Source organism: Desulfosporosinus sp. BICA1-9 (genome assembly GCF_000802135.1).
In genome coordinates, this window is the sequence record NZ_JUEE01000154.1 from 97,674 (window position 1) to 104,118 (window position 6,445).

Below are 6,445 nucleotides of genomic sequence, written 5' to 3' on the forward strand. Positions count from 1 at the left end.
AGCTAATACTAATTCCCCTACAATGTTAAAGGTAGCGTAAGTAAGCCAAAGATCACTCTTTCCCGCAATCTCCGAAAGCGAGGATGAGCCCATTTGATCATTATATCAGACTATTGCTATTATCACAGCTAGGGAGTAAAAAATAGTGCCATTTACGGCCAAGAAGCATTACGTGGACAAGTTTCTTGTTCACTACTGAAGACAAAAATATTGTCAGCGTTAAGAGAGATCCTTTCAAAATTTACTGGTTATCGGTGATGTAACTGATCCTTTTGGTAGTCATGGTCTTCGAGGGATTTGAAGTAAGCAGTTGCAATATTATGGACAAAGGCAACAGAGTAAGGTGCTTTGTCTGATAGTAGGGACATTAAACGTTTCATTTCATCATCGCACTTATCGGGTGAGGTTAGCAGTAAAGCAGGCTCAATTTCAAGTGCTTTTGATATTCTAGAAATCAGATCCAACGAAGGGGATTTTTGACCTCTCTCCAGATAACCGATATAGGTACTACTTACATCAAGTTTTTCTGCTAGAAATTCCTGTGTAAAACCCTTAGACAGACGGTAGAACCGTATGTTTTTTCCTACCACTTTTCGGATACTTTCCATATTATCACCTCACTACCATTGTAAAGCTCTGCATTCAACTCTTTCACAAACTCACGGTTAATAAAATATGTTGAAAATATATACTATTAGTCATAGAATGTATAATGTGTGGAGGAGGAAGATGGTCGTGGTCGAGTACATATTAGTGGTAGAGGATAGGCTACCCATTCGCAGGTTGTTTGCTGAGGTACTTGCTAACGCAGGCTATGAGTCAAAACAAGTGGGCAGCGGTGACGAATGTTTAGGGTATGCTTTGTCTGAAAACAAACCATCTCTTATTTTATTAGATAATAACATGCCAGGTATCTGTGGCTTAGACGTATTACAATTGCTAAAAAATGATGGGCTTGCAAAGGATATTCCGGTGATTATGGTTAGCGGAGAGGAGATAGAGGAACAAGCTAAGAAGCAGGGGGCCCAAAGTGTGTTGATGAAACCATTTGATATTCACGAACTTATAGATAAAGTGCGAACGGTTTACAAATAAGCCTGAACTCATTTTGGAGGTGACGAATGCGCTTACGGAATATTAGCATAATAGATTCGTACCAGATTCAAAAATCCTTTCCTGAAATTGATAGTGTTACGCATGGAAGTACAAATGCGATACCTCTCAGCGGATTTTTGCAGACTCTAGCTATGGCACTTGCCGCAAGAAACATAGAAACTTGGGAACACTCGGTTCTAGTGACGAAATATGCTGTCATGTTGGGCCTTCAGTTAGGGCTCTCTCGAGAAGAAATTAAACAACTTCGTATGGGTTCTTTGCTCCACGACATAGGTAAAATCGGAATCAAAGATGATATTTTGCTTAAACCCAGTACATTGACGGAAGATGAATATGAGCAGATCAAAAAACATCCTGAGATTGGCGCTCAGGTTTTAGAGCCAGTCAAAGCGTTAGAATTTATTATTCCCATTGTCCTTCATCATCATGAACACTACGATGGACAAGGTTATCCTCAAGGGCTTAGCGGAGAAAAGATCCCACTCGCGGCACGGATTGTTTCCTTAGCTGATGCCTTCGAGGCCATGACGTCAGGTAGGCCTTATCGAAGAGCTATGACCCTTCAGACACCTTTTGAAGAAATACAGTTACAATTTGGGAGACAGTTCGACCCTTACCTAGGGCAAGTGTTTATCGAGATGATAAAGAAAGAGGCCTATTCTAAACTCGAGGATAATTAATAGTCTGTCTCATTTTTATTATAAAGAACCTCCGAAATGACATTAAGCTAAACTATTTTATAAAGTGATCCAACAAGAAATAACCACGACTAATCAAGCCGTGGTTATTTCTTTAAAGAATTTGGAAACATGATGGCTAGAAGTTCAGCTATACAGGCTTAATCGTGGCCGAAATATCCCGCATGGAGAGACTCACTCGTTCTCTGGCCTTATCTATCCCGATCACACGCACCTTGACAATATCCCCTACAGCGACCACTTCCATTGGGTGTTTAATGAATTTATCACACAACTGGGAAATATGAACCAAACCGTCGTGCTTGACGCCGATATCCACAAACGCTCCGAAATCTACAACATTGCGAACGGTTCCTTCTAAGACCATCTCTTCGCTAAGATCCTCCATACGCGTTACATCCCGACGCAGCAACGGTCGTGGTAAATCCTCTCGAGGATCTCTGCCAGGTCTTTGCAAGGCGTCTAAAATATCGCGAATTGTCGGAACCCCAGCACCAAATTCCTGAGCCAACTCTTGAGCTTCTAATACGGCCAGTTTCTTGCGCACTTCGGTGAGCCGCTCTCGCAAATCCCCGGAGGTGTGCCCAATTTTTTTCAAGATATTTTCGGCAAGCTCATAAGATTCGGGATGGACAGGCGTATTTTCCAAGGGATTAACCCCGTCTGGAAGGCGAATAAACCCTGCACATTGAATATAGGTTTGTGCTCCCAGGCGTGGAATTTTTTTAAGTTGATCACGACGGCTGAACTTACCATGTTCATCTCGCCAGGCCACTACATTTTTAGCTACCGCCGGCTTTAACCCAGCTACATATTGGAGCAATGAAGCGGAGGCGGTATTTAAATCAACGCCCACAACATTCACACAGGATTCTACCACACCATGCAGGGATTCCTCTAAGCGTTTGGGCTGAACATCATGCTGATACTGGCCCACTCCCACAGCCTTCGGTTCAATCTTCACTAGTTCAGCTAAAGGATCTTGTAACCTTCTAGCGATAGACACTGCACTCCGTAGGGAAAGATCAAAGTCCGGAAATTCATCACCCGCTAGTTTAGAAGCGGAATAGACCGATGCCCCGGCTTCGCTTACTAAAATGAATTCTGCAGAGATCCCATCCTCTCGAATCATTTCTGCTACGACTTCTTCCGTTTCTCTAGATGCGGTACCATTTCCAATGGCAATAAGATTAGCATCAAACTCAGCTATTGCCTTGCGTAATATCGCTTTAGCTTCTTGTCGTTTTTTCTGTGGGGGATGTGGATAGATAACCCCAACTTTTAGGAGCTTCCCCGTTTCATCTACGACCGCCCATTTGCAACCTGAAATAAATCCCGGATCAAGTCCTAGCACCATTTTTCCACGGACTGGGGGTTGGAGTAACAACTGACGCAAATTTGCGGCAAATACTTTAATAGCTTGCTCTTCCGCTTGAGCAGAAAGTTCAGCACGCACTTCCCGTTCAATGGAGGGTTCGATCAATCGTTTATAGGCATCAAGTGCCGCTTTTTGAACCCAAGGCGCACACGGCCCCGTTTTGACATAACGAAGTTCAAGCAGTCTATGCAGGGTTTCTGGAGGAGCTTCGATCTTGACTGAGAGAAACTCTTCCTTTTCCCCTCGATTAAGTGCTAAGACACGATGTGGAGGTATCTTTCGAACAGGCTCTCGATAATTGTAATACATCTCAAAGGGGGAACGCTCTTTCGCTTTCTTCGCGATAGAGGCAGCTACTACATCAGCAAGGCGAAAGGTTTCTTGTCTGATCCGTTTGCGAAGAGCCGCGTCATCAGCAATCGTCTCCGCGATGATATCCATCGCACCTGCCAAGGCTTCCTCCAGAGTATTAACCTCCAGTTCTGCATTGAGATACTTCTCTGCCTCTGCTTGAGGATCTCCTCTGAAATACTGTACCATCAACCATTCCGCCAACGGCTCAAGGCCCTTTTCCTTAGCAATCGTTGCCCGGGTACGGCGTTTCTGTTTAAACGGTCGATAGAGATCTTCGACATCCTGAAGCACAGTCGCAGCCATGATTTGAGCAGACAGTTCTTCCGTGAGCTTTCCCTGTTCACCAATAAGGCGAATTACTTCAGTCTTTCGCTGGTCCAAACGTCGTAAATAATCTAACCGTTCTACGATATCGCGCAGCATATTTTCATCCAGTTCCCCGGTTACTTCTTTGCGGTAACGGGCAATAAAAGGGATGGTATTTCCCCCATCCAATAAGCTAACGGCTTCGTTTATTTGGGATATCTTTAGCCCCAATTCTTTGGCAATGACTTGATTAAACTCCAACTGTTGCTACCTCCCTAGATAGATCCATTAGTTGATAACTATTCTACACCTAAATCATTATACCATTTATAGCCAAATCAACAAAATCACTGGCTTTTCTTTTTACATAGTTCCCTGTCGATTTTCTTCAACGGCGATTCTCCATTGTTCTCTGGCTCTGGTAATTATTTTTTGTTCGTCTTTGCCTTCTTTATGCTCAATGACCTTAGCAAAATAAGTGATAGCCTTCTTATATTGCCCTAATCGCCGACTCAGCTCACCGAGCATAAATAAAACGTTTATTTCTGACATAGATGTCCCTGTAAAATCAGAGTGTAGATAGGATTCTTCATAGGCTTTGAGCGCTAAACCCATAAAACGTGTTTCTTGATCAGTATTGTTTTCAGTCCGGTAGAGCCAGGCTAAACGCAGACAAAGTCCCGCTAGAACAGCATTTTTCTCGCGCTTGAGTGAGCCTGCAAGGATTGCCAGTTTATAGGATTCCAAGGCTTGCTGGATATCCCTAACTTTACCAAAGTCTCTTTTAGCCCACTGACCCGTAATCTGAACACCAATGACTTCCTTCGTACCTTTAGAAAATTGATCTGAGAACTCCTCTGAAAAAGCAAAGCCACATTCTGGACAAACATTCACATAATAAAAATGCGGATTGTAATTCCCCGCTCTGTAGTGAGGGCAAAAATCACTGTCGACCTGATAAGGTATCGAAAAGCGAGAACGCACTCTCAGCGAAGTAAACGGCTTGCTACAATAAACACAGATCAATTTTTTTTCATAAAACGCTTCTAATGGGTGCATACATTGCCTCCTAGTTAAAAATCGGGTCGAAGCGGCCACTCCCTACATATAGAATACTGACTAAACGATATTCAACGTAATTAAAGCGTTTTAAGCTTATTAAACAAGATGTCATCACTTGCTTAATTATAGCAGACAAACCCGTTTGTCTCATCTAAGAAGTAAATAAGACCACACTCAAATGACTTGGACAGAAAAGACTTTTCATATTACCTAGTAGAGGGTTCAATTTTAGTCGGGTCCAACTGCTTAAGATCCTTCTTTAACCATACCACTGTAAGAGCAGCAGAGGCAACATCCGCCACGGGTCCCGCACACCAAACACCCGTCAATCCCCAAAACTTAGGTAAAATCAAAATCATAGGCACTAAGAAAATCAGTTGACGGGATAAACTTAAAAACAACGATTTTCTAGGCTTACCCGTAGCTTGAAAGTAATTTATCGCCATCACTTGAAAACCAATGAGTGGCAGCATCATTAAAAAAATCCTTAGTCCAAATGACCCCAAACGGATAAGTTCCTGATCTTGGCTGAAAAGAGTCATCAAGGCAACCGGAAATAATTCCACGACTAGAAATCCTAAAATCATCACGCCCATAGCACTAATCACAGATAACTTTAAGGTTTGTTTTACTCGATCAAAGTTTCTCGCACCATAGTTGTAACCTAGAATCGGCTGCGCTCCCTGTCCTAATCCGAAAATCGGCATAAATATGAGCATTGCGATACTGTTTATTACCCCCATTGCAGCGATCGATAAATCCCCGCCGTAGCTGACCAAGGTTTTATTTAAGATTATAGTCACGATACTGCCCACTAACTGCATGGAAAATGGGGAAATTCCAATCGACACAATATCTTTAACAATAACCCATTTAAGTGTGATCTCCTTTAGCTTTTCCTTCTTATAGTGCTAAGTTATTATACCAGAATCTCGTTATTTAAACAGCCTTAGTATATGACAGAAGGTATAACCACAGCTATAAAGCCGTGGTTATACCTTCTGTCATATACTAAATATACCATTCTGCGACCATTCATAAGATTTCAGCGCTTGCCTTTGCAATTGCCGTCAAAAACCATCGTAACTGAAATTTTGAAAACACTAGGCCTTTCCATTGAGCAAAAAAGCGCTTTCAAAGAGCGTCACCCAAGCATTGTTATTTAATGAAAAACAGATCGGCAGCTACCGGAACAACGACAGCGTCCGCCGCGATTTCCCAGCCTGATGTATCCGAAGCTTCGGGGATGTGCTCATGCTCACCATTCCTTACTGCGCATCTCCGCCGGGGCGAGCTTGCCTGCTCCACGTCTCGTCCTTAAGCCACACATTCAAAAGATCGTAAACTTTATTCTTATAAATGATATACGTCTCCTTGTCATGGGGGGCGATTTGGAGCAGCTTATGCTTCACTTCCTTAATGGTTTGATCCAAGTCTTCACAGAGGAAGGCGATATGGTTGGCCCTGACTTTGAGCGATGTATTAATGAAGTTTGTTTTCATCCTCTCGTAGCCCTTGGCGGATGAGCTTT

6 protein-coding genes and 1 pseudogene are annotated in these 6,445 nt (G+C 42.9%); 2 read left to right on the top strand and 5 right to left on the bottom strand.

What is annotated here, in order from left to right; genetic code table 11:
• Positions 1–248 precede the first annotated feature (248 nt).
• The gene (locus tag JL57_RS19690; RefSeq protein WP_034143659.1) at positions 249–608 is read right to left on the bottom strand and encodes a helix-turn-helix domain-containing protein; all 360 of its coding nucleotides are present in this window, start codon (positions 606–608) and stop codon (positions 249–251) included.
• A gap of 127 nt (positions 609–735) precedes the next feature.
• On the opposite strand from JL57_RS19690, the gene JL57_RS19695 reads away from it, so the two are divergent.
• The gene (locus tag JL57_RS19695; RefSeq protein WP_291300303.1) at positions 736–1,095 is read left to right on the top strand and encodes a PleD family two-component system response regulator; all 360 of its coding nucleotides are present in this window, start codon (positions 736–738) and stop codon (positions 1,093–1,095) included.
• Between the two features lie 26 nt (positions 1,096–1,121).
• Positions 1,122–1,796 carry an HD-GYP domain-containing protein gene (locus JL57_RS19700; RefSeq protein ID WP_034143661.1) on the top strand — a complete coding sequence of 225 codons (675 nt, stop codon included), beginning with the start codon at positions 1,122–1,124 and terminating at the stop codon, positions 1,794–1,796.
• 148 nt (positions 1,797–1,944) lie between these two features.
• Here JL57_RS19700 and JL57_RS19705 read toward each other — a convergent pair whose 3' ends face one another.
• The 4 genes and pseudogenes from JL57_RS19705 to JL57_RS19720 form a co-directional block, all read right to left on the bottom strand.
• On the bottom strand, positions 1,945–4,113 hold the full coding sequence (locus JL57_RS19705; RefSeq protein ID WP_034143662.1) for a Tex family protein: 2,169 nt from the start codon (positions 4,111–4,113) through the stop codon (positions 1,945–1,947).
• 102 nt (positions 4,114–4,215) lie between these two features.
• Positions 4,216–4,911, bottom strand: a complete 696-nt coding sequence (locus tag JL57_RS19710; RefSeq protein ID WP_034143663.1) for a DUF2225 domain-containing protein — start codon at positions 4,909–4,911, stop codon at positions 4,216–4,218.
• A 209-nt stretch (positions 4,912–5,120) separates the two neighbouring features.
• Complete coding sequence (locus tag JL57_RS19715; protein WP_291300308.1) at positions 5,121–5,738, bottom strand: MATE family efflux transporter; 618 nt, start codon at positions 5,736–5,738, stop codon at positions 5,121–5,123.
• A gap of 444 nt (positions 5,739–6,182) precedes the next feature.
• Positions 6,183–6,445, bottom strand: a pseudogene (locus tag JL57_RS19720) (preprotein translocase subunit SecA); the annotation flags it as partial.